This window comes from Phytoactinopolyspora limicola, from assembly GCF_011320225.1.
Taxonomy (GTDB): domain Bacteria; phylum Actinomycetota; class Actinomycetes; order Jiangellales; family Jiangellaceae; genus Phytoactinopolyspora; species Phytoactinopolyspora limicola.
Genome location: NZ_JAAOEN010000001.1, coordinates 732,703 through 754,198, shown reverse-complemented (window position 1 = coordinate 754,198; position 21,496 = coordinate 732,703). Strand labels below are relative to the sequence as shown.

Annotated in this window: 19 protein-coding genes; 8 read left to right on the top strand and 11 right to left on the bottom strand. The window is 67.9% G+C overall.

Going from position 1 to position 21,496, the window contains the following annotated elements; genetic code table 11:
• Positions 1–145 precede the first annotated feature (145 nt).
• The gene (locus G8760_RS03675; protein ID WP_166346705.1) at positions 146–742 is read left to right on the top strand and encodes an META domain-containing protein; all 597 of its coding nucleotides are present in this window, start codon (positions 146–148) and stop codon (positions 740–742) included.
• Positions 743–1,886: 1,144 nt separating this feature from the next.
• Here G8760_RS03675 and G8760_RS03670 read toward each other — a convergent pair.
• Together G8760_RS03670 and G8760_RS03665 are read right to left on the bottom strand one after the other, a co-directional pair.
• Positions 1,887–4,466 (bottom strand): ABC transporter permease, encoded by a 2,580-nt coding sequence (locus tag G8760_RS03670; RefSeq protein WP_166346702.1) that lies wholly within the window; start codon positions 4,464–4,466, stop codon positions 1,887–1,889.
• Positions 4,467–4,506: 40 nt separating this feature from the next.
• Positions 4,507–5,292, bottom strand: a complete 786-nt coding sequence (locus G8760_RS03665; protein WP_166348045.1) for an ATP-binding cassette domain-containing protein — start codon at positions 5,290–5,292, stop codon at positions 4,507–4,509.
• Positions 5,293–5,465: 173 nt separating this feature from the next.
• On the opposite strand from G8760_RS03665, the gene G8760_RS29740 reads away from it, so the two are divergent.
• Entirely contained in the window at positions 5,466–6,089 is a 624-nt protein-coding gene (locus tag G8760_RS29740) for a M15 family metallopeptidase (protein ID WP_207781983.1), read from the top strand.
• A gap of 44 nt (positions 6,090–6,133) precedes the next feature.
• On the opposite strand, the gene G8760_RS03655 is transcribed toward G8760_RS29740, so the two are convergent.
• Together G8760_RS03655 and G8760_RS03650 are read right to left on the bottom strand one after the other, a co-directional pair.
• The gene (locus tag G8760_RS03655) at positions 6,134–6,796 is read right to left on the bottom strand and encodes a response regulator transcription factor (protein WP_343074364.1); all 663 of its coding nucleotides are present in this window, start codon (positions 6,794–6,796) and stop codon (positions 6,134–6,136) included.
• 80 nt (positions 6,797–6,876) lie between these two features.
• Positions 6,877–8,139: a sensor histidine kinase gene (locus G8760_RS03650; protein WP_207781982.1), complete on the bottom strand. Its 1,263-nt coding sequence runs from the start codon at positions 8,137–8,139 to the stop codon at positions 6,877–6,879.
• Between the two features lie 246 nt (positions 8,140–8,385).
• Here G8760_RS03650 and G8760_RS03645 point away from each other — a divergent pair, with 246 nt between their 5' ends.
• The 3 genes from G8760_RS03645 (at position 8,386) to G8760_RS03635 (ending at position 13,142) form a co-directional block, all read left to right on the top strand.
• On the top strand, positions 8,386–10,074 hold the full coding sequence (locus G8760_RS03645; RefSeq protein WP_246222417.1) for an MFS transporter: 1,689 nt from the start codon (positions 8,386–8,388) through the stop codon (positions 10,072–10,074).
• A 118-nt stretch (positions 10,075–10,192) separates the two neighbouring features.
• A complete protein-coding gene (locus tag G8760_RS03640) occupies positions 10,193–11,875 on the top strand; it encodes an acetolactate synthase large subunit (protein WP_207781981.1) in 1,683 nt (560 codons plus the stop codon).
• Positions 11,876–11,879: 4 nt separating this feature from the next.
• On the top strand, positions 11,880–13,142 hold the full coding sequence (locus G8760_RS03635) for an MFS transporter (protein WP_166346696.1): 1,263 nt from the start codon (positions 11,880–11,882) through the stop codon (positions 13,140–13,142).
• A gap of 22 nt (positions 13,143–13,164) precedes the next feature.
• Here G8760_RS03635 and G8760_RS03630 read toward each other — a convergent pair whose 3' ends face one another.
• The 3 genes from G8760_RS03630 to G8760_RS03620 form a co-directional block, all read right to left on the bottom strand.
• A complete protein-coding gene (locus tag G8760_RS03630; protein ID WP_166346693.1) occupies positions 13,165–13,533 on the bottom strand; it encodes an MmcQ/YjbR family DNA-binding protein in 369 nt (122 codons plus the stop codon).
• Positions 13,534–13,646: 113 nt separating this feature from the next.
• Positions 13,647–14,453 (bottom strand): class I SAM-dependent methyltransferase, encoded by an 807-nt coding sequence (locus G8760_RS03625; RefSeq protein WP_207781980.1) that lies wholly within the window; start codon positions 14,451–14,453, stop codon positions 13,647–13,649.
• A gap of 135 nt (positions 14,454–14,588) precedes the next feature.
• Positions 14,589–15,437: an alpha/beta fold hydrolase gene (locus G8760_RS03620; RefSeq protein ID WP_166346690.1), complete on the bottom strand. Its 849-nt coding sequence runs from the start codon at positions 15,435–15,437 to the stop codon at positions 14,589–14,591.
• Here G8760_RS03620 and G8760_RS03615 point away from each other — a divergent pair.
• The 3 genes from G8760_RS03615 to G8760_RS03605 are packed head-to-tail and all read left to right on the top strand — an operon-like array spanning position 15,436 to position 17,292.
• Positions 15,436–15,603: a hypothetical protein gene (locus G8760_RS03615; protein WP_166346687.1), complete on the top strand. Its 168-nt coding sequence runs from the start codon at positions 15,436–15,438 to the stop codon at positions 15,601–15,603. The two genes, G8760_RS03620 and G8760_RS03615, sit on opposite strands and share 2 nt — an antisense overlap.
• Positions 15,604–15,609: 6 nt before the next feature.
• A complete protein-coding gene (locus G8760_RS03610; protein WP_166346685.1) occupies positions 15,610–16,002 on the top strand; it encodes a YciI family protein in 393 nt (130 codons plus the stop codon).
• A gap of 18 nt (positions 16,003–16,020) precedes the next feature.
• Positions 16,021–17,292 (top strand): RNA polymerase sigma factor, encoded by a 1,272-nt coding sequence (locus G8760_RS03605; RefSeq protein WP_166346682.1) that lies wholly within the window; start codon positions 16,021–16,023, stop codon positions 17,290–17,292.
• A 73-nt stretch (positions 17,293–17,365) separates the two neighbouring features.
• On the opposite strand, the gene G8760_RS03600 is transcribed toward G8760_RS03605, so the two are convergent.
• The 4 genes from G8760_RS03600 to G8760_RS03585 form a co-directional block, all read right to left on the bottom strand.
• Entirely contained in the window at positions 17,366–18,016 is a 651-nt protein-coding gene (locus tag G8760_RS03600; protein ID WP_166346679.1) for a LuxR C-terminal-related transcriptional regulator, read from the bottom strand.
• Positions 17,968–19,203, bottom strand: coding sequence for a sensor histidine kinase (locus G8760_RS03595; protein WP_166346676.1), 1,236 nt, complete (start codon positions 19,201–19,203; stop codon positions 17,968–17,970). Before G8760_RS03595 ends, G8760_RS03600 begins: the two co-directional genes overlap by 49 nt.
• Before the next feature lie 75 nt (positions 19,204–19,278).
• On the bottom strand, positions 19,279–20,637 hold the full coding sequence (locus G8760_RS03590; RefSeq protein ID WP_166346673.1) for an FtsX-like permease family protein: 1,359 nt from the start codon (positions 20,635–20,637) through the stop codon (positions 19,279–19,281).
• The gene (locus G8760_RS03585; protein WP_207781979.1) at positions 20,634–21,431 is read right to left on the bottom strand and encodes an ABC transporter ATP-binding protein; all 798 of its coding nucleotides are present in this window, start codon (positions 21,429–21,431) and stop codon (positions 20,634–20,636) included. The genes G8760_RS03590 and G8760_RS03585 overlap by 4 nt, the downstream gene beginning before the upstream one ends.
• Positions 21,432–21,496: the final 65 nt, after the last annotated feature.

Below are 21,496 nucleotides of genomic sequence, written 5' to 3'. Positions count from 1 at the left end.
GTGCCGTCTGGACGGTCGACCACGTCTGCCATGATCGGACCCGGCCCGCGTGCTCGCTCGCACCCGGCCCGACGGTTCGATCCGACTCGGAGGCAGCACGATGATCTCGATGGAACTAGCCGCCAGGCGAGTACGTCCCACCCTCATGAGACGACTTCGAGTACTGATTGCCGTGGCCGGCGTCGTCGCAGTGGCTGCGTGTGGAAACAACGGCGATGACAACAACGACGACACCACTGCCGTTCCGGACAACGGTTCTGGCTCCGAGGCCGACGCGGACGCGCCGCTGTTCGGCACGCATTGGCAGCTCGACCGGGTGGCCGTCAACGACGAATCGACCGAAACTTCGGACGACGTCGCCGCCTACGTGGTCTTCGACGAGAACGAGATCGGTGGCAACACCGGCTGCAACAGCTTCGGCGGGGACATCGAGTCCAGCGAGGACGGTTCGCTGACCCTTGGTCCGGTGATCGCCACCAAGCGGGCCTGCACGGGCGAGCTCGGCGACATCGACATGGCGATGCTCCAAGTGCTGCACGACGAGGTCAGCGTTGATATCGCCGGCGAGCGGCTGACCCTGACCAACACGGCCGGCGACACCCTAGAGTTCCACGCCGACGACGACCCGGACCTGGGCGACGACCCGAACGTGGACGACGACGATGGGCTCGACGACGACGATCATGACCATGACGGCCACGATGGGCATGACGACGATGGGCATGATCACGAGGACGACTGACCGGCGACCATCTCGTCCACAGATTTTGTGCACAGGGTTGTGGGCGATGCCTGATCCCGCTGGCCACGTTGTGGATGAAGCTGTGGGTATGTAGCCACCCAAAATTTCTTGGCCCGAACCCCTTGCGTAGCCGGCACAACCAGACTAGACATGCTCCATCGCCTCGACGGGGCGGCTCACAATCGGCCAGGGAAACTTGACCGGCGGGCCAAACCGGACGGGTGGGTCGACCGGAGAACGGCAGGTCACGAGCCAGGCTCCACCTGGCTGACACGCCCGATGCGTGGAGGTCCTGTACGGTCCGGAAGGCCAAGATCGCGATGCGCGACGTGTGGGTCACCATGCGATCCGCCGCAGCTGCCACATCGGGAGGCAGTATCTGGAGTGGGCCTCCGGGTCCGCATCCGGCCCGCCGGGCGTGCTCGGCAAGGTCGGATCGGCGACGAGGCCATCAGGCTCAAGGTAACGCGATCGACCTGAAGGCCCCTCGGACCCTTACTCCGAGGGGCCTTCGCCATGTTTATCGTATCGCCCGGCGCTCATGGGCGACCGACACGCGCTCGCCGCAACACCTAGAGGATCGGTTGCGGCTGTTCTTGTCCAGCCTCTGCGCGCCGCCCGCCGGAGCCGGCCCTGGACCACGCCGCCCACCCCTGTGTGCACCTGATCTCCGTTTTGACGCCTGATCGTTAGTGTGGCGACGATCAGATGCACGTTTGATGACGACGTTGCTGGTCAACGCGGGGTGCGGCGCATCTGATCGCGTCCCACGATGCGGACGGGCGACGATCAGATGCACGACGGACTTGATTTGGGGAGTTGGCGCATCTGATCGTCAGGCCCATCGGCGTCGACGGCGTCGATGCACGCCGTTCCAACCGGACGTTTCCACCGCCAGCGCCCGACACACCCGGCTACGCATCACACTTTGCGGGACCCGGATCGCCAAACCTGCTCGACGATCAGATGCACTACACGCCCTGAACCGGCCGTTCGTGCATCTGATCGCTACACGTCCACACTCTGAGACCCGATCAGATGCACCGACTCGCCATCGACCGCCGTCAACACGTCGTCACCCGCATCTGATCGCCCCGGTAGAAACGATCAGGCGTCAAAACGGAGATCAGGTGCACAACGGGGGTTATCCGGCGCTGACGGCGGTGATCGGATCGTCGCGCGCGGCCCGGCGCCCTGGCAGCACGCTGGCAGCGAGCCCGGCCAGGATGGCTAACCCGGCTATTCCGGCCAACCACCGCCACGGAACCCCTAACGCGACATCCCACACGCCGCCGAACGCCGTCAACGTCCCGGCCCAGCCATAGATCAACCCCAGGGTGATACCCGGGAACACGGCCACCGCCGCGACGATAACCCCTTCGAACGCGAGCATCACCCGCAGCTGACGCCGGGTGAGACCGAGTGTCCGCATGGTCGCCGACTCACGACGCCGTTCGATAACCGACAGCGACAATGTGTTGCCGATGCCGATCAAGGCGATGACCACCGACACCGCGAGTAGTCCAACCACCACCATCAGCATGGTGTCCAGCACCCGAGAAACCTCCGCCCGGGTAGCTCCGGCCGTTGTCACCGGTATCCCCATGTCAGTGGTCAGAAGGCTGAGCTGGTCCCGCAGCGTTCTGGCGACAGTCTCGGCGGATGAACCGTCGGCGAGTTTGACCCACAGCATGCCGATACTCGCGTCCGGGTCCAGCGCGGCCAGGTCGGCCGCCGTGACCAGGATGGTGTGCCGTTCCACTGGTGCGAACACGGCGCGCAACTCGATCGTCTGCGAGCCCATCTGAAGCTGGATCAGGTCGCCTTCGTCGATACCTGTCATCGCGGTGATTTGCCGCGACACCATGGCCGCGCCCGGCTCGAGGTCGTCGATGCCGGCGTGCATCACGTCACGCGCCCGACCGACGTCGACGCCATGGACCTCCGCCTCGATCGGCTGGAGCGCGGCGTCACCCTCCAGGGCCGCGTTCCGCACCAACGCCCGCGACGAGCGCAGCGGCATCAGGTCGCCCACTCCGGCGACCCCCTCGGTGACATTCAGCACCTCGTCGGGTAGGCGGTGCCGGCCGGTGTCATCGATCACCGGCCCAACAGCGATGTCGACTGGATAACGAGCATCCAGCTCACCCGCGAACGTCGCCCGCGCCGACGCCGCACCCACCGACATCATTGCCACCAGCGTCACCCCGATCAGCAGTGCAACCGCGGTGGCTGCCGTACGCCGGGGGTGTCGTAGCGCGTTCAGGGCGGCCATCCGGCCGGGCACTCCCGCCACACGAAGCGGCCGCGAAAGTGCGGCAACGATCACCGTGACGAGCACGACGGACCCGATGACGACTCCGGAGAAGGACAGCGCGCCACCCAACACCCCGATGGCCAACCCGAGTTCCGTCTGCCCTCGCGCCGTCGCACCTATCCCGGCCACCATCAGCAGCGCACCCACAACAACCACGCCGGCAGCTGCCGCGAGTCTCCGCACCGAGGTGCCGCGGCCGATGCCTCCCGGCTCCGGAGGACGCAACGCGGCGAGCGGAGACACTCTCGTCGCCGCCCGGGCCGGCGCCAGCGCCGCGAGGATGGTGACCGTCACCCCCACCACCAGAGGAATCAGGAGCGCCAGCACAGATACCTCAGGGCGCTCAGGGAACCATGGGAAGTCCAGAACGGCCCGGAGCACCATGATCGTGATCTGGGCGAGGCCGATTCCGGCCGCGATACCCGCCAGCGACGCCGCCACACCAAGCCCGCCGGCTTCCACCAGAACACCGTTGCGGACCTGCCGCCGGGTGGCACCCACGCAGCGCAACAGCGCGAGCTCCCTGGTCCGTTGGGCGACGATCACGGCAAAGGTGTTCGCGATCACGAGACCGGCCACCACCAGCGCTACTCCCACCAGGGCCGCTAGCACGGCGGCCAAGATGTAGCTGTCGGCGGTGAACCGGGCCGTCATGATCCGCGCGTACTCATCGGCGGTATACACAACCGTGCCGACCTGGTCGGCCAGTGGTTCCAAGGCGGTGCGCAATTCCTCGGCCGACGTCCCCGGCGACGCCAGCGCTATCACCCGCTCATATCGCACCGTCGTGTGCCCCGACCAGAGCTCCACCTCGGCGGCCCGCCCGAACATGCCAGGTACGTTGTGGTCGAACGCGGCCCCCGGATGAATGAACGTACCGGTCACCGTCAGCCCGTCGGCCGGTTGCCCGCCGGGTCCACCGGACCGGCCCGCAAGGCCGACGTCGGCGCTGGTATCCAGTAGTTCCACCGACGACCCGAGATCCAGGTCGAGGCGTTCGGCTATCTCGTGGGACACCAGGATCTCCCCGCGAGCCTCAGGGTATCTCCCTTCGTCCAACTCGATGCGTAGTTCAGGAGTCTCCGGCAGCGGCGCCACCGTCGGCGAGTCGCTGCGCCCACCAGCACGAATCACCGTGTGGACGACGAACCGGCCGTCGGCACCAGCGGCTTCCGGTTGGCGCCGGATCTGCTCGACCATCTCGGTGGAGAACCCTTGGTACGGCTCTTCCAGAATGACGTCCGCGTTGGCGTGCGAAACCGACACCGCATTAAACGCCGTCTTCTCCAAGACCCCGGCCGCCACCATGAAGGCCGCCACCAGTGTCGTGGCAATCATGATGGCGACGGCGGCGGCAACGAGCCGGCCGGCATGCGCACGCATCTGGGTCAACCTGGTACGAAGCATCAGACGTCCTCATTCTTGCCGGCCATCCCGCGGCGGGTGGTCACTGGCCGCACTCCCAGAGCCGGTCCAGCGCGGCTCGAATCCGGTCCGGTGTCGGGTCGGTCAGGTCGCCGGCCAGCCGGCCATCGCTCAACATCGCCACCCGATCGGCGTACGACGCCGCGACCGGGTCGTGGGTGACCATCACCACCGTCTGCCCGAACTCGCGGACGCTGCGCCGCAGGAGGTCGAGAACCTGCGCACCGGTCCGGGAGTCGAGATTTCCGGTGGGTTCGTCGGCGAACACCACGTCGGGGTCGGCCATGAGCGCCCGGGCGATGGCCACCCGCTGCTGCTGGCCCCCGGACATCTCGGCCGGGCGATGGTCCAAGCGGTCCGCTACCCCGAGGGTGGTCGTGAGTTCGGCCAACCGGTCCGGGTCCGGCCGCCGGCCGGCCAGGTCCATCGGCAATTCGATGTTCTGGCGTGCGGTAAGAGTCGGGATCAGGTTGAACGACTGGAAGATGAACCCGACCCGGTTTCGACGCAGCAGGGTGAGTTCGGTGTCGTCCAGGTGGGTGAGTTCGGTGTCGCCCAGCCACACTCGACCCACCGTCGCCGTGTCCAGCCCGGCCAGACAGTGCATCAACGTGGACTTGCCCGACCCCGACGGGCCCATGATCGCGCTGAACTGCCCTACCTCGAACGCGATGTCGATCTCGTAGAGGGCCCGAACCGCGGTAGCGCCGGTTCCGTAGACCTTGCCCAGACCGGAGGCGGTCACCGCGTGGCCACCGGCCGCCAGTACCCCGGCCCGTCTCTTCTCGGTAGCGACCGACACTGACATAACGTCCTCCTGGTTCATCGTCGTAACCCCAGGAACGACGTTAGGGACCAGGCGGCAGCAGTGGCGTCACCATGGCGGCTGGACTCTCGTCCACCTCCGGCTGTACTACCCGGGCCGGTGGATCAACCTGCGGGGGGACGCCGGCACGGTGGTCCACATCCGACGCTGAAGGCATGGCAAGCACACAACAGAGGGTCCGCCGCCGCAGTGTCGTCCTCGGCGGGCTCGCACTGCTCGGCGGCGCGGGTTTCGCGGTCACCAGACGCGATCCGACCGCCGGCTCCACCGGTGGCGATTCACCGGAGAACCCGCCGGGCGGAGCTGAGCTGGACCCTGAACTCGACCACTCCGGCTCCGACGCTGGGCCCGACGCCCATCCCGGAGACCCGCACGTCGTCGACCCGTCCCTCGACCACGGGATCGATCCGGGCGGACTGACCCCGGAGATGGCGGCTCGGATCGATGAAGCCAGCTTTGCCGCGGCCAACGAAGGCGTGGAACTCACCGTCACCTCTGGTTGGCGGAGCTACGCTCACCAGGAAGAGTTATACGCCAAGGCCGTACGGGACCACGGCTCCGAGGCCGCCGCCCGGCAGTGGGTGTTGCCCCCGGACCAGTCGATGCACGTTCGGGGCCTCGCCGTCGACGTCGGACCACCTGAGGGTGCCGCCTGGCTGGACGAGAACGGCTGGCGTTTCGGGCTCTGCCGCAGGTACGAGAACGAACCCTGGCATTTCGAGCCCACTACCTCGCCCGGTGGCTCCTGTCCGGCGATGCAAGCCAGTCCCGGCCATTGAGGTGGCCGAGGATACTTCGATCCCACGTCTGCCTGAGGCACCGGCTACGGTTTGACCAACCCAGTCTGGTAGGCGACGACCACGGCCTGGACCCGATCCCGGGAGCCGAGCTTGGCCAGGATCCGGCCCACGTGTGTCTTCACCGTCGCCTCAGACACTACGAAATGGGTGGCGAGCTCACTGTTGGACAGCCCATACGCCATCTGGACCAGCACCTCACGCTCGCGCTCGGTCAACGTGCTCAAGACATCCGGCCCGGCGTCCGGCTCCTCTTCTCGGAGGAGCGGCGCGACGTGGTCGAGCAGCCGCCTGGTGGTGCTCGGTGCTATGACCGCGTCGCCGCGGTATACGGTACGGATCGCGGCCAGCAATTCCTCCGGGGGTGCGTCCTTCAGGAGGAAACCACTGGCCCCTGCCTTGATCGCGGCCAGCGCGTACTCGTCGAGATCGAAGGTGGTCAGCACCACGACCTTCGGTGCCGGGGCGTAACGCGGGTCGGTCAGTAGATGCTGGGTGGCCTCGATGCCGTCGATCCGGGGCATCCGGACATCCATGAGCACGACGTCGCAACCGGTCACGCCGATCAGTTGTAAAGCATCGGAGCCGTTGCCGGCCTCCGCCACGACCTCCAGGTCGGGCTGGGAGTTGATGACCATGGCCAGCCCGGCGCGGACGAGTTGCTGGTCGTCGACCAGGATGACCCGGATCGGGCCGCCGCCCCGACCGTCCGGAGCGAGGCTGGGCTCGGAGTGGGGTTCGGTGCCGGCCGGGCCGGTGAGAGGTGTTGTCACCGCTGCATTGTCTCCATGGTGAGGTCGGGAAAGTGGGCCCGGACCAGATATCCGCCACCCGGAACCGGTCCAGCCTGCAACCGTCCCCCGTAGAGGGCGGCCCGTTCCGTCATGCCGGGCACCCCGTGGCCCGGGCCGCCGGCGTCCTGGCGCAGCGAGCTGTCGGCGGCCGCACCGCGCCCGTTGTCGGCGATCGCCAGCATCAGACCGCCGGGGGTCCAGTCCAGCCGGACCTCGGCGACGACGTCGGGACCGGCATGTTTGAGCACGTTGGTCAGGGCTTCCTGGACGATCCTGTATACGGCGAGAGCCACCCCCGTCGAGACGGGACGCTGGGTACCCGTCGACGTGTGGCGAACCTCGAGGCCGCTATCGCGGACGCCGCCGATGAGATCGTCGATGTCGTCCAGGCCTGGTGTGGGCGCTCGGTTGGGCCCGTCGCCGGTGCGCAGCACTCCGAGCAGCCGGCGCATCTCCGTCAGCGCGCTACGACCGGTCTGCGAGATGGTGTCACACGCACGGACCGCGGCTTGGGGATCGTCCGCCGCCGCATACCGGCCGCCGTCGGCCTGCGCGATCACCACCGACAACGAGTGGGCGACGACGTCGTGCATCTCGCGAGCGATCCGGGCCCGTTCGTCGGCGGCGGCCAGCCGGGCTTCCTGCTCGCGCTCCACCTCCAGCCGGTGGGCCCGGTCGCGCAGCGCGTCGAGTTGCTGGCGCCGGACCCGCTGGAGGTCGCCCACCGCCCAGGCGGCCAGGACCAGCGCCGCCATTCCGATGGTCAACGGGACGGCCGTCTCGAACGTGATGACGTATCGGACGGCGGCCAGCGGGGCTGCGATGAGGCACACCACCAGGCCGGTGCGGGCGGCCCCGCGCCGCCCGTAGGCCGCGAGGGCGTGCAGCGCCACCAGCACGCCGATCTGTGCCGCCTGGATCGGTATCGCGAAAACCCATTGCACGAACGCGGTGCTGAAGACGAGTATGCCCGTCCATTCCGGCCGCACTCGGCGCAGCGCCAGCGGCAGGATCAGCCCGGCCGATATCAACGGGGTGCCTACGGTGTACAGAGACTGGTTCAGCCCGAAGGTGATGGTGGGCAGCACGGTTTCGTAGGCCATCGGCAGGTTGTACGGGTCGAACAAGACTGGCCAGCCGAAGAAGCTGACGAACAGGAACAGGAAGCCGGCTATGGCCGAGTCGACCACCAAGGGGTGGTCACGTAGCCAGATGTACACCCGGTCCCGACGTCGCACAGCCTGACGATACGCTCGCCGGCCGGCCCAATGCGTCATTCTCTGGGTTGACGCCCGCGTTCCCAGGGCTGACGCCCCGCCCTCCCTCGGCCGACGTGTCGACACGGCCGGCCGGTGACGTCGTATGGGTGTTGTGACCTCGATCTCACCGCGTTGACCTAAACATTAGTTCAGGTCCTAACGTCATTATCGGGTCGTCGAAGGCAAGGGCGGCCATCCGCCGACCACCTCGAAAGGACGACCGACGTGACTACCGCCGCACCTCCCCGCGCCGGCCTCAAGGAATGGATCGGGCTGGCCGTGCTAGCCCTACCCGCCATGCTCGTGATCATGGACCTGACGGTGTTGCACCTCGCGGTGCCGCACTTGAGCGCCGACCTCCAGCCCACCAGCACACAACTGCTGTGGATCACTGACATCTACGGCTTCCTCATCGCCGGCTTCCTCATCACCATGGGCAGCCTCGGCGACCGGATCGGCCGCCGACGGCTCCTGTTCATCGGAGCCGTGGCCTTCGGTGTCGCATCCGTTCTGGCCGCCTACTCGACGACACCGGAAATGCTGATCGCCACCCGGGCCCTGCTCGGCATCGCGGGTGCGACCCTGATGCCTTCGACACTGTCGCTGATCCGGAACATGTTCCTCGACGACCGCCAGCGCACCACCGCGATCTCGCTCTGGGCCATGAGCTTCATGGTGGGAGCCTCGATCGGCCCGCTGGTCGGCGGCGCCCTGCTCGATAACTACTGGTGGGGTTCGGTCTTCCTCGTCGGGGTACCCGTCATGGTTCTGCTGCTCGTCGTCGGACCGTTCCTCCTGCCGGAGTACCGCAGCGCCAGTTCCGGCCGGCTCGACCTGGTTAGCGCCATACTCCTGCTCGCCACCGCCCTCCCGGCCATCTACGGAATCAAGGAGCTAGCCAAACACGGCTTCGCCGTGGTGCCCGTCGCCGCCATCATCGTCGGCGTCGCCATCGGCATCGCCTTCTTCCGTCGTCAGAAGGTCTTGGACGACCCCATGATCGACGTCAAGCTGTTCCGCAACCCCGCCTTCAGCGCATCGCTCACCGTCATGACCACGGCGACGTTCGTGATGATGGGGCTCAACCTGTTCGTCATGCAGTACTTGCAACTCGTCCACGGGCTCTCGCCGTGGCGGGCCGGGCTGTGGGTGCTGCCGATGACCGGCGCCGGAATGCTCGGCATGATGCTCGCCCCGGCTCTGGTGCGCATCGTCCGGCCCGCCTACCTGATCGGCGCCGGGTTCGGTGTCGGCGCCGTCGGCCTCGCAGTGATCACCCAGGTCGAGGCGGGCGCGGGCATCGCACCGATCATCGTCGGTTCCGCCATCATGGCGGCCGGATTCGCCCCTGCCGCTGCCCTCGGCATCGACCTCGTCATCGGGGCGACACCACCGGACCGAGCCGGGGCGGCCTCCGCGGTCTCGGAAACCAGCCAGGAGTTCGGCGGCGCGCTCGGGCTGGCCGTCCTTGGGAGCCTTGGCCTCGCCGTCTACCGCAATCAGGTGAGCGACGCCATTCCGGCCGACACCCCGGCCGCGGCGGCGGAGGCCGCCAGGGACACCATCGCCGGAGCTGCCATCGCGGCACAAGAACTACCTGCCGCCAGCGCTGCCGCGCTGATCGACTCGGCACAACACGCCTTCACCTCGGGCCTACACATCACCGCCACCGTCGGAGCGATCATGGCCGCGCTGGCCGGCATCACGGCCGCGGTCTTCCTGCGCAACGTCCGCCCCGCCCAAGGACACGGCGAGGAGGCCAGTCCGGGCAGCCCCACCCCCGGGCAGCCGGAGGAAGAGATGCAGCCGCAGGCCATCAGCACTGTACCCATGGGCGGCGCCGACGCCGACGTGGAGGTGATCCCGGCAGCGGCGGCACAGCCCGATAGCGTGGCGGTCAGAACAACCACCTGATCGGCACCGGGCAACCCGGGGTAGGCAGCCGCCTTCCGAGCCGGCACGGGCGACACACCGCCCGTGCCGGCCTCGCCGCACCACCACCCACCACGCGCCACATCGAGGAGGGCCCGCCATGACCCACCCCACACCGAGCCACCAGACCGACGGTGGGCCAACGGCCGCCGAACTCATGGTCCGCTGCCTGGAGAACGAGGGCGTGACCGTCGTGTTCGGACTACCCGGCGAAGAGAACATCCACTTCACTCAGGCGCTGGAACGCTCTGACATCCGCTACGTGCTTACCCGCCACGAACAGGCCGCATCGTTTATGGCGGAGATGTACGGCCGGGTCACCGGCTCCGCCGGTGTGGTCTCGGCGACGCTCGGCCCCGGGGCGATCAACCTCCAGCTCGGTGTCGCCGACGCGATGACGAACAGCACACCTCTGGTGGCCATCTCGGCCCAGGTGGGTCGCGACCGCAACTACAAGGAATCTCACCAGTTCGTCGACCTGGTGAGCCTGTTCCAGCCGATCACCAAGTGGTCGGCCGGAGTACCCACGCCGGAGGCCATCCCGGAGATGGTCCGTAAGGCGTTCAAGACCGCCGAGACCGAGCGGCCCGGTGCGGTCTACCTGGCCGTCCCGGAGGATGTCGACGACGCTCCGGCCGACACCGGTCTACGCCCACTGCGGCGCAACGTGGTGCGCCCCGAGGCGCCATCACCGAACCAGGTGCAACGCGCCGTACAGCTGATCAAGGCCGCTGAGCATCCGATCGTGCTGGCCGGGCACGGAGCGGCGCGGGGCGGCGCGGCCGATGCTCTCGTCAAGTTCGCCGAGGCTGTAGGGGTGCCGGTCGCCACCACCTTCCATGGCAAAGGGGTGTTCGCCGACGACCACCCCCATTCGGTCGGCACGTTCGGCTTCATGGGCCGCGACTACGCCAACTTCGGCTTCGACGAGGCCGACCTGATCATCTCGGTGGGCTACGAGCTGCAGGAGTTCGACCCGGCCCGGATCAACCCGGACGGCGACAAGAAGGTCATTCACCTGCACCGATTCCCTGCCGAGGTAGACACCCACTACTCGGTGGACGTAGGCATCATCGCCGACATCTCCGCGTCGCTCGATGCGCTACGCGACGCTCTCGGCGACCATCACTGCCCGAGCACCGGTCCTACCCGGTCGAGCACGCTGCTCGCCGAAGAACTCGACCACGGTCGAGCCGACGACCGGTTCCCGCTGGCGCCGCAACGCGTCGTCGCCGACACCCGGGCCGCCCTCGGCCGTGCGGACGTCACACTCGTCGACACCGGCGCGGTGAAGATGTGGATGGCCCGGCTCTACCCCACCTACGCCCCGAACACCTGCCTGATCTCCAACGGCTTGTCCACGATGGGTTTCGCGCTGCCAGGGGCGTTGGCCGTCGCGTTGGCCCAGCCGGACCGGAAGGTCCTGGCCGTCGTCGGCGACGGCGCCTGGCTGATGCACTCGCAGGAAATCGAGACAGCCGTCCGCGAGGGTATCCCGCTGACCGTGCTGATCTGGGAGGACAACGGATACGGTCTCATCGAGTGGAAGATGGACATGGAGCTCGGAGAACACAGCAACACCGGGTTCACCAACCCTGACGTCGTCACCTACGCCCAGAGCTTCGGTGCGAAGGGTTACGAGATAACCTCGGCCGACCAGCTGCTGCCGACCTTGCGCGCCGCCCTCGACGACGACGGAGTCTCCATCATCAACTGCCCGGTCGACTACCGGGAGAACCTCCGCCTGATCGAACGGCTCGGCGAACTCGACGCCGCCCTGTGACACGGTGACCACCACGGCGCCGGAGCCACTGCGCCGCGACAGCCCCTTCCGGCTGTTGTGGATCGGCCAGACGGTCTCCACCACCGGCACGGCGATCAGCGGCGTCGTCATGCCGATCCTGGCCTACCAGATGACCGGCTCCGCACTGCACACCTCGGTGTTCAGCGCCATCAGCGTGGTACCGTACATCCTGTTCGGCCTGCCGGCCGGCGCGGTGGCCGACCGGGTCAACCGACGGGCGGTGATCATTCTCTGTGATATCGCCAGTGCGGTGACCATGCTCTCCGTGCCGCTGGTGGCCCACACCGGGGAGCTGACCGTCGGTCACCTCTACGCGGCGGCGGCCGTCTGCGCCACTATGTTCGTCTGGTCCGACGCCGCACATTTCAGTGTGCTCGTGTCGGTCGCCGGGCGAGAACGCCTCCCCGCGGCCAACAGCGCACTCTGGAGTGCCCGGACCGTTGCCGGCGCTGTCGCTCCGTTGATGGCGGCCGGCTTGATGGCGTCCATCGGCGGAGCCAACGCTCTGATCGTCGACGGCACGAGTTACCTCGTGGCGGCCGGGGCCATCGCCTTGATTCCGCGTGCTCTCACCGCCGCCACCGGCCCACACCGTAGTGACGGCGACGGCCTGATGCGATCGTTGGCCACCGACATCCGAGTCGGCGTGGCGTTCGTCTGGAGACAACGGACCGTGCGTCTGCTCACGCTGCTGGGCATCGGCAATGGCATCACCGCCGGAGCGGTCTTCGGGTTGCTCGTCGTCTACGGCGTCAACCAGCTCGGTTTGGCCGACGACGACCCCGCCATCGGCCTGTTGTTCTCAGCGGGCGCCTGCGGAGCGCTGATCGCCACGCTCGCCCTCCCCGCCGCTTCAGCCCGCTTCGGTGCCGGCCGGGTGACGGTCGCCGGGCTGTGGCTGGCCACCGCGTCGGTAGCCGGACTCTGCGTGGCGACGTCGCTGCCCGCGGCCCTGGTCCTCGTCGCCTGCTGGCAGCTCGGGTACATCATCGTCACCATCAACGGCATCACCATCCGCCAGCGCGTAACACCTGATCACATGCAGGGCCGGGTCAACGCATCCGCCCGGCTGGTGGCGGCGGGGGGCCAGCCCATCGGGGCGTTGATCGGGGGGATGCTCGCCGACGCCGCGTCCGTCCGCGCGGCCTTATTGGTGATGCTGGTGGTCATCGGGGCCACGGCGGTCGCGGCGTGGGGCTCACCCCTACGGCGAGGGCCGCAGAACTTCGACCTGGCTGCCGGATGAACCATCGAGCCGGTGCCGTCGATCAGCTGTCCGCGTCGAGCTGCGCCACCAACGTCTTCGGCGCCACGAGCCGATAGGCGTCGCGGACGATCTCAGCGATCTCGTCCCAATCGACCGGGACGTCCAGCCGGACCCCCAACCAGCCGCGGTGGCCAACATAGGGCGGTCGGAAGAACCGCTCCGGGTCCTCCGCGACCAGCTCCTCTTGGACGCCGGGCGGGGCGGCACACCAGAAACCCAGGCGGTCGTCGTGATGGTGGTCGGCATAGGTGACGAAGACCTTCTTGTCACGCACGAACCACGTTGGCTCGCCATGGCTGGGCCGTTCCGTCGTCTCCGGGAGCGCCAGGCACAGTCGTCGTAGCCGCTCCAACGGGTCGCCGTCGTTCATACGCCGCATTCTGCCCCCGGGCCTCGGCGCGATGGAACCCGCACCGTGGCCGACGGCACACCGTTGGCCCCGCCGGCGCCAGTTAGCCTGACACCCGGGGTGGGCCACCGGCGTCACCCGTCCGCTGGAGACCGGGCGGTCAGCAACAGATGTGGGCTCACCCCCAGCAACGCTGGGGCCCTCTCGACCCGCCGAATCGCTCGCATCAGCACCTCGCAGTCCTTCTCCAGCCAGAGTGGCAGGTCAGGCAACAACGCCGCAGGGCCCTCTACCGCGACCACCTCGACATCGACGAAGCCAGCGCCGCTCGCCTCCACGGCCAACTCACCAGGCTCGTGAAAGTAGGCCGTGGTGAACCACTCCGGGACGTCGTCCGGGTTGCGGTGCTGCCCATCGGCGACGTCCCGTTCCACGATCGACTCGAAGCGCGGGTCGCGCAGCTGACCGCGGAGCAAACCGCCGATGGTGGACGCATAGCGGCTGATGGCCGCGGCGGCCATCACACCGGCCGGGCGCAGGACCCGCCTGGCTTCGGCCAACGCTTGCAGCCGGTCGGCCCGTGCGGTCAGGTGATATAGCGGGCCCAGCAGGAGAACCGCGTCGACACTATCTGCCGACCAGTCCAGCGAACGCGCGTCACCGGTGGTCACGCTCGCCAATCCGGGCACGTCACCGGCCTGCTCGACATGCAGCGGGACAGGGTCGATGAGATGGACCTCGTAGCCTTGGGCGGTCAACGGTCCAGCATGAATGCCGGCCCCGCCACCCACGTCGAGCACCCTGGCTGGTGGGGGCGGGAGGATTCGGGCGAGCAGTTCCTGGGTTCGCAGGAACTCCACGAGCCCGGTGCCGGCCGTGAGGCGGTCGCGCTCGTTGGCGGCGGTGTAATGGTCCCGGATCACCGGGTCTAGATCAGGCACATAGCAGGTCTAGCGGGGTGCTCGAGCCAGCGCAATAGAGTTGTGACTATCCTCATGCACACTCGTAGCGATCATGGTCACGAATGTCCCAGCGAGTCCGATTGATCATGATCCGCCCGCACCTGATGATGGTGGCTATGGTGTGCCGGCGTCAGGCGGGTCCGGTGTATCGAGGAATGTAGTCACCACGTCGAGCACCAAGGCGGTCCGGCTCAAGCCGAAGAAGTGCGTCGTACCAGGGAATACCGCCAACTGCGAGGTGGGGACACCGACGAAGTCACCGTTGACGTCGCCCCCGCGCAGCCGCAGGAAACGCACGGCATGCTCGAGTGTCACCGCGTCGCAGTCACCTACGGTGATCAACGTCGGCGCGGCGATACCCGCCACGTCGGCGTCGGACCAGCCGCCGAAGCCGTCGTCGAACGTCCCCAACTTGTCCAACAAGGCCTGCAGCCTGTCCGGCGTCGGTGACTTGGCCAGATAGTCATCCTGCATCGGCGTGCCGGCGATCATGTCGACCGTCAGCTCGCCGACGGCCTCCCTGTTCTCCGGCCGGCCCCCGTCCGGATGGAACGACGCGGAGGAAACGACCAGCTTACGCACGAGATCCGGGTGTTTGATGGCAAGGTACAGTCCGACCGCGCCACCGACGCTGAACCCGAACACGTCGACCCGCGGAACTCCGAGATGCCCCAGCAGACCGACGACATCGGAGGCAAGGTAGGCGCTGGTCAGCGGCCGGTCGATGTCGCCCGTGCGGCCGTGACCCTGAAAGTCCACGGCGATGACCTGCCGATTCTCGGCCAGGCCAGGCAACACCGCACCGAACTGGAGGTCGATATTGAACAACCCGCCGTGCAGCAGGAGCAGGGGAATACCCCCCGAGCCGTGAATCTCGTAATACAGCTCCAGGCCGTTCACCGGTACGTAGCCGGTGGTAGGGGCTGGACTCGCTGGCGGCGTTTCCCTCGATACCTCGGTCATGACGTCCTCTCGTGCCCACCGCGGCCTATGGTGGCACGCGGCGGTCAACAACCACAGCATCATGCGACGTGCAGCCGAATTCGTCGCCATGGGTAATGTCGACATCAGCGCGTCGGCACCGACGTTCCGGTCGAGCGACGGAAAGGCCGTCGTCGAGACGAGGTGATCTCCGATGAAATACGTGATCCTGATCCACTCGAACCCGCAGCCGTGGGGACACCCCACAGGCAACTACCTGCCCGAGTATCAAGCGCTACCGGACGACGTGCGCAAACGCCTGGACGACGACTTCGAGCAGGTGCTGTCCGAGATACAGGCCAATGGTGAATTCGTCGGCGGAGAGGCGCTCGGCGACCCCGCCACGGCCCGGCTGTACCGGTGGCACGACGGGTCGCCGCTGGTGAGCGATGGCCCGTACTCGGAAACCAAAGAGCACCTGGCCGGGTTCTTCATCATCGACGTGGAAGACCAGGCCCGGGCCGAACAGGTAGTCGCCCGCTTCGCCGGCCCGGCGGAGACGGTGGAGCTACGACCCATGATGTGGCCGGGCGGGGAAGAGCAGTAACGATCGCGGGTGGACCGCATGGTGCAACACACCCTCGAGGACGTGTGGCGGCGAGAAGCGCCACACGTCCTCGGGGCACTTCTGCGCAGACACGGTGACCTGGGCGACTGCGAGGACGCGATCCAGGAGGCCGCCGCCGCGGCTGCCGCCCAGTGGCCGATCCGCGGGATCCCCGACAACCCAAGAGCATGGCTGATCCGGGTCGCGTCGCGCCGCCTGATCGACCGGGTCCGCGCCGACTCCGCACGGATCGGCCGCGAGATCCTGGAGGTGGCACGCCAACCAGCCGACGCCAGCGTCACACCAGGACCGGACGAGGTCGTCCGGGACGACGCCGACGACACACTGCGGCTACTCGTCCTCTGCTGCCACCCGGCCCTGAGCAGGTCGTCGCAGGTGGCGCTCAGCCTGCGTGCGGTCAGCGGGCTCGGCGTCGAGCAGATCGCCGCCGCCTACCTCGTCCCAGCCCGCACCATGACCCAGCGCCTCACCCGCGCTCGCGCGACGTTACGCGAGGCCGGCGCACGGTTCGCTATGCCCTCGGGGGAGGAACTACCGGCTCGTGTCGCCGCCGTGCTCGACGTCTGCCACCTGGTGTTCAGCGAGGGCTACACCCGCACCTCGGGTGAGGCCCTCGTCGACGTCGACCTCGCCGAGGAGGCCATCCGACTAGTTCGGAAACTCCACGTCGCCCTGCCCGACCACGACGAGGTGACCGGCGCGCTGGCTTTGATGCTGCTCACCCACGCCAGGTCAGCAGCCCGCGCCGACGCCTCCGGCGATCTCATCCCACTGGCCGAGCAGGACCGCTCACGATGGCGGCACGATCTAATCGCCGAGGGCGTCGCACTCCTGGAACGGACACTGCCCCGCGGGCACGTCGGCCGCTATCAGCTCCAAGCGGCGATCGCCGCCGTCCACTCCGAAGCGCGGACGTATGAAGCAACCGACTGGCAACAGATCAGCCTCCTCTACGCCATGCTCAGCCGAGTGGCGCCAGGACCAACGGTCACGCTCAACCATGCCGTCGCCGTCGCGATGGTGCACGGTCCAGAGTCCGGCCTGGCCATGCTCGAACCGCTGCTCACCGACTCCACCATGCAACGACACCACCGGCTGTACGCGGTGCGAGCCCATCTGCTGGAGATGAACGACGACGCAACAGCCGCGGCCGAACAGTACCGCCGAGCCGCGCAGCTAACCACCAGCCTGCCGGAGCAGCGCTACCTCACCCAACGGCTGCGCGACCTCGGCGACACGGGTGACCACCCAGCGGTCTGTTCCGGCTAGGAACCGACATTGCGGTGGTGATAGCCACCACGATGTCGGACTCTTCGCGGGCACACCGCGATGCACGCCGCGATCATGTGTGTTCGTGCAGGTAGGCGAGCACGGCCAGCACGCGACGGTTGTCGTCGATGGCGACGGGTAGGCCGAGTTTGGCGAAGATTCTGTTGGTGTGTTTACCGACGGCGGCCTCGCTTATATACAGCTGAGCCGCGATCGCGGCGTTCGACCGCCCCTCGGCCATCAATGCGAGCACCTCACGTTCACGCTGGGTGAGCCGCGCCATCGGATCGTCCCTGTCGGCACGGGCAAGCATCGTCGCGACCACCTCGGGATCGAGAACGGTGCCGCCGGCTGCGACCTGACGGACCGCATCGACGAATGCACCGACGTTGGTCACCCGATTCTTCAGCAGGTAGCCGACTGAGCCTTTCCCGGACGCGAGTAACTCTCGTGCATAGAGCGGCTCGACGTACTGGCTCAAGACCAGCACTGCCAGCCCGGGCCGCTGTTCGCGGATCCCGATGGCGGCCACGAGCCCTTCATTGGTGAAGGTCGGCGGCAGGCGCACGTCCACCACCGCAACGTCGACCTGCTCTTCCTGCAGCACCTTCTCTAGCGAGTACGTGTTGTCGACGGCAGCGACCACGTCGATGTCGTGTGCGGTGAGCAGCCGGGTCAGGCCGTCTCGGAGGAGGGCGTGGTCTTCGGTGATGACAACGCGCACGGCACCTCCATCGACACGATCGTGGGCCCCCCGGACGGGCTCGCGATGATGATAGTGCCGTCGAACGCCGCGAGCCGGCGGGCCACACCGGCCAGGCCGCTACCGCCGTTCATGGTCGCGCCGCCGCGGCCGTCGTCGCCGACGGTGATGCCGAGTACTCCGTCCTGATGCGCCAGGGTCACCCAGGCACGGTGTGCACCGCTGTGTTTGACCGCGTTGGCCAGGCACTCCGCGACGGCGAAGTACGCCGCTGACTCGACCGGCGCCGGAGGCTGGCCGGTAAGGTCAACACTGACGGTGACCGGCAGCGACAGCTGCAAGGCCAGCGCCTCGACCGCTCCGGCCAGGCCCCGGTCGGCCAGTACAGGTGGGTGGATTCCGCGCACCAGGGACTGTAGGTCGTCGATGGCGGACCTGTTGACGTCGCCGGCTTCCTCCAGCAGTTTCTTCGCCGCCTCGGGATCGCTGCTCATGAGCTCTTTGGCCAGACCGATCTGGATGCCGAGGGAGACCATCCGCGCCTGCGCGCCGTCGTGCAGATCTCGCTCGATCCGGCGCAGATCCGCGGCCGAGTGGTCGAGGGTCTCCGCCCGGGAGGCCGTCACATCCGCGACCCGTCGTTCGAGCTCCTCGGTTCGGGACGGGGATAGCAGAGCGCGGTCGGCGGATGCCCGGGCCTGGGCCAGCAGGGGTGTGCACACCCACCACACGGTGAGCACCACCGGGATGAGCGCCCACCAGACGCCGTTGATCACCACCGCGAGGACGGCATAACTCACCGCTGCGGGCAGCGGCAGCACGGCCAGCGTCGAGATGAACACCCCGCCGGTGATCGAGAAGGCGAGGAAACCGACGTCGCGCCAGCGGGTTCGGTCCCGCAGCCAGACCCAGGCGGCGCCGAGCGGTCCGCGGCCAGAGTGTGAGCGGTAGACGGCGGCGATCTCCGCGCCGAGAATCCGGCCGCCCAACACGCGGTGCACGTTGGCCACCCGCTGGGTGAGCGGCACGGCGGCGAACAGCAGCACCGCTCCGATCAGCGCCGGAGCCGTGGCCCATCCGACCAGCGTGACCGCCAGCAGAACCAGGGCCGGGACGAAGAGGAGTACGTGAACACCCAAGTATGCGGTCAGCCGCAACCGGGCTTCCAGACCCGCGCGGCCCACCGGCCACACAGGCAACCGATCCACCGTCTCACCCTTTGTCGATCCCACCGGCCAGTCTCTCAAAGCCCTGGCCCTACCAGCCAGTCAAACACTTCGGTGTCATGCCGGGCTGGCCGCCGCTTGTAGTGGCGGCATGTCCAGGCTGCGGCGAGTGGCCACATAGCCGCTGCCGAGGGTAAGCAGCAACGTGAGCGCGACCACACCGAGGAAATAGCCGATACCAAGGTCAGGCAGCAGGCGGTCGAGCTTGACCTGGCTGTACGGCACGATGGTACCGAGCGACGCCACGCCGCCGAGGATGATTCCGGTCAACGCGACCAGGCCGCCCTCGAACAGGGTGGTGGCGGTGACCTGCCTACTGGTGGCGCCGGTGAGACGCTGCTGGCCGAACTCCCTGCGCCGCGCGCTGATGACAGCGACCGTCGTGTTCACTACCATGATGGCCGCGAACAACGAGATCATGCCGACCACCACGTAGTTGAGCATCGCGATGAGATCGTCATCTGCCGATGTCGCGACCCCAGCCGTGACCTCGTTCTCGATGGCCATCAGGTACGTGGTGCCGGTCCCGACGCCCACGAAGATGATCACTGGCATCAACACGCCGGCGAGGCGGTGTGCCCGCCTGGTGGCGTTGTGGGCCGCCAGGTAACCGGCGGCTCCGGCATGCCGGAGGAATACCCCGACCAGCACCGCCGCCACCCGCAGCAAGGCCGGCGCGAGGATCGCCAGTCCGATGGCCCAGGCGATCGCCGCCGGACCAGCCGTGGCCATAGCCGCGTACGGGTCGTCGCTGTCGGCCATCACGGTCACGGTCAGCACCGAGTAGTTGAGTCCGACCAGGAGGAACACGACGCCGGCCACGATGCGCCGCCGGCTCATCCGATCACGGTCGGTTGTGCTCTCCGTCAACGCGGTCCGCGCCGCGGCCTTCGTCGCCCGTCGTGACGCGAGCCCCGCGGCCAGCGCCGAGACGATCACCATGGCGACCGAGGCGCCGCCGATCGACGCGACTCCGGCCTGATGCTCGACGGTGGGCGCGACGATGTCAGCCCTCTCGATCACCGCGAAGAGACCCGCGCCGGCCAGCCACGCGGGTACGGCGGCCAACGCCGCGGCCACGGCGGAGACACCTGCCGTCTCGGCGACGAGCATCCGGCGCGCCTGGCGTGGCGTGGCGCCGACCGTGCGGAGCAACGCGATCTCGGTGGCGCGCTGCCGGACGGTCAGGTTCAACGTGGAGGCGACGGAGAACAGCACGATCGCCAGGCCCCACCCGCCGACCACGCCGCCCATGACGAGCAGGGCTTCCCGATCGGTGGCGCTCACGTCGCCGCCGGCGGTCTCGGCCAGTGTCGCGAAAGCCCCGATGACGGTTGTACCGAGGAAGACCGACAGGAACGCCGCCACGAACGCCGACCACCGAGACTTCAAGGATGCGTAGGCCAGCCGGATCATCGCCCGGCCTCCGTTCCGGCACCGGCGGCGACGCTGGTGCGCCCGCCCTGGGCCAGCTCGTCCAGGTGGGCCATCTGGGTGGCGACGACATCGGCCGTCGGATTCGGCAGGCGCCCGACGATTCTGCCGTCCAAGAGGAACATCACCACATCCGCGTACGCCGCGGCCACCGGGTCGTGGGTCACCATCACGATGGTCTGCCCCTGCCGGTCGACCGACCCGCGTAGCAGGCCCAACACCTGGCGTGCGCTGCGGCTGTCCAACGCGCCGGTGGGCTCGTCGGCGAATAGGACCGCCGGCTCCAAGACCTGCGCTCGGGCGATCGACACCCGCTGCTGCTCGCCGCCGGACATCTCCGCCGGCAGATGCCCGTACCTGTCCTTCAGGCCGACGTTGTCGAGCAGCTCGCGGCTCCGGGCGGCCTTGACCCGCCGCCGCGCGAGCCGGCCGGGCAAGGCGACGTTCTGCTCGGCGGTCAGATACGGCAGCAGGTTGAACCCCTGGAACACGAAGCCGATCCGGGTGCGGCGGAAGACGGCCAGCTCGTCCTCGTCGCGCCCCTGCAATGGCGTTCCGCCGACGTGTACGGTGCCCGACGTCGGGTGTTCCAATCCCGCCGCGCAGTTCAGCAACGTGCTCTTCCCCGAGCCCGACGGGCCCATGATTGCGGTGAAGCTGCCGCTGCCGAGGGAGAACGAGACCCCGTCGAGCGCCCGGACCGCTCGTTCCCCCACACCGTAGTCCTTGGTCACTTCATCGAGCCGCAATGCCGATTGATCAATCCGTCGTTCCATACGAACCCGCTCTCCGTGCCGATCGCACCACATACTTGCGGCGCCTGGTTGCGCCGTCATTTCGA

Bases quoted from the DNA above. Each gene is read 5' to 3' on its own strand.
- G8760_RS03675 (WP_166346705.1), top strand. From the start codon at position 146: ATGAGACGACTTCGAGTACTGATTGCCGTGGCCGGCGTCGTCGCAGTG.
- G8760_RS03670 (WP_166346702.1), bottom strand. From the start codon at position 4,466: ATGCTTCGTACCAGGTTGACCCAGATGCGTGCGCATGCCGGCCGGCTC.
- G8760_RS03665 (WP_166348045.1), bottom strand. From the start codon at position 5,292: ATGTCAGTGTCGGTCGCTACCGAGAAGAGACGGGCCGGGGTACTGGCG.
- G8760_RS29740 (WP_207781983.1), top strand. From the start codon at position 5,466: ATGGCAAGCACACAACAGAGGGTCCGCCGCCGCAGTGTCGTCCTCGGC.
- G8760_RS03640 (WP_207781981.1), top strand. From the start codon at position 10,193: ATGACCCACCCCACACCGAGCCACCAGACCGACGGTGGGCCAACGGCC.
- G8760_RS03630 (WP_166346693.1), bottom strand. From the start codon at position 13,533: ATGAACGACGGCGACCCGTTGGAGCGGCTACGACGACTGTGCCTGGCG.
- G8760_RS03615 (WP_166346687.1), top strand. From the start codon at position 15,436: ATGACGTCCTCTCGTGCCCACCGCGGCCTATGGTGGCACGCGGCGGTC.
- G8760_RS03620 (WP_166346690.1), bottom strand. From the start codon at position 15,437: ATGACCGAGGTATCGAGGGAAACGCCGCCAGCGAGTCCAGCCCCTACC.
- G8760_RS03610 (WP_166346685.1), top strand. From the start codon at position 15,610: ATGAAATACGTGATCCTGATCCACTCGAACCCGCAGCCGTGGGGACAC.
- G8760_RS03605 (WP_166346682.1), top strand. From the start codon at position 16,021: ATGGTGCAACACACCCTCGAGGACGTGTGGCGGCGAGAAGCGCCACAC.
- G8760_RS03590 (WP_166346673.1), bottom strand. From the start codon at position 20,637: ATGATCCGGCTGGCCTACGCATCCTTGAAGTCTCGGTGGTCGGCGTTC.
- G8760_RS03585 (WP_207781979.1), bottom strand. From the start codon at position 21,431: ATGGAACGACGGATTGATCAATCGGCATTGCGGCTCGATGAAGTGACC.